This window comes from Brevundimonas sp. UBA2416 (assembly GCF_002343105.1).
Classification (GTDB): domain Bacteria; phylum Pseudomonadota; class Alphaproteobacteria; order Caulobacterales; family Caulobacteraceae; genus Brevundimonas.
Genome location: NZ_DDRM01000041.1, coordinates 28,022 through 29,509 on the forward strand (window position 1 = coordinate 28,022; position 1,488 = coordinate 29,509).

1 protein-coding gene is annotated in these 1,488 nt (G+C 66.5%); it reads left to right on the forward strand.

The window, feature by feature from the left end; translation table 11 throughout:
- The coding region (acnA, locus tag B3E43_RS13110; RefSeq protein WP_292030210.1) for an aconitate hydratase AcnA at positions 1 to 1,488 on the forward strand (1,488 nt) is incomplete at both ends.

The window sequence follows — 1,488 nt, forward strand, 5'->3', positions numbered from 1 at the left end:
TGGGGCGTCGGCGGCATCGAGGCCGAAGCCGCCATGCTGGGTCAGCCCATCCCCATGCTGATTCCGGAAGTCGTCGGCTTCCGCCTGACCGGCGCCCTGCCGGAAGGCGCGACCGCCACCGATCTGGTGCTGACGGTCACCCAGATGCTGCGCAAGAAGGGCGTGGTCGGGAAATTCGTCGAGTTCTTCGGCCCCGGCGTCATCAGCCTGACCATCGAGGACCAGGCCACGATCGCCAACATGGCCCCGGAATACGGCGCCACCTGCGGCTTCTTCCCCGTCTCGGCGGCGACCATCGGCTATCTGACCGCCACGGGCCGCGACAAGGCGCGCGTCGCGCTGGTTGAAGCCTACGCCAAGGCCCAGGGCCTGTGGATCGACGAGACCTCGGAAGACCCGGTGTTCTCGGACATCCTCGAACTGGACATGGCGTCCGTCGTGCCCTCGATCGCCGGCCCGAAACGCCCGCAGGACAAGGTCGAGCTGACCGTGGCCGCCCCGTCGTTCGAAACCGCCCTGACCGAGGTCTTCAACCGCCCGGTCGACGCCCCGCGCGTCAAGGTCGAGGGTGAGAAATTCGACCTCGGCGACGGCGATGTCGTCATCGCCGCCATCACCTCCTGCACCAACACCTCCAACCCGTCGGTCCTGATCGCCGCCGGTCTGGTGGCGCGCAAGGCGAAGAAGCTGGGTCTGTCGGTCAAGCCCTGGGTCAAGACCTCGCTGGCCCCCGGCTCGCAGGTGGTCACCGACTATCTGACCGCCGCCGGCCTGCAGGCCGATCTGGACGCCATGGGCTTCAACCTGGTCGGCTACGGCTGCACCACCTGTATCGGAAACTCGGGCCCGCTGTCGGACAGCATCTCCAAGGCCATCAACGACAACGGTCTGGTCGGCGCCTCGGTGCTGTCGGGCAACCGCAACTTTGAAGGCCGGGTGAACCCCGACGTCCAGGCCAACTATCTGGCCTCGCCGCCGCTGGTCGTCGCCTACGCCCTCGCCGGCTCGATGCGGATCGACATCTCGAAGGATCCGATCGGTCAGGACAAGAAGGGCAAGGATGTCTTCCTGAAGGACGTCTGGCCGACCTCGAAAGAGATCGCCGACATCCAGAAGAAATGCGTCACCCCGGCCATGTTCGCCAAACGCTACGCCGACGTCTTCAAGGGCGACAAACACTGGCAGGGCATCAAGGTCGAGGGCGGCCAGACCTACGCCTGGGACGACAGCTCGACCTATGTCGCCAACCCTCCGTATTTCGAGGGCCTGTCGATGGAGCCGACCCCGGTCACCGACATCGTCGAGGCCCGCGTGCTGGCCATCTTCGGCGACAGCATCACCACCGACCACATCAGCCCGGCCGGTTCGATCAAGAAGACCTCGCCCGCCGGGGCCTGGCTGACCAACCGCGGCGTCGACGCGCTGGACTTCAACAGCTACGGCGCCCGCCGCGGCCATCACGAAGTCATGATGCGCGGCACCTTCGCC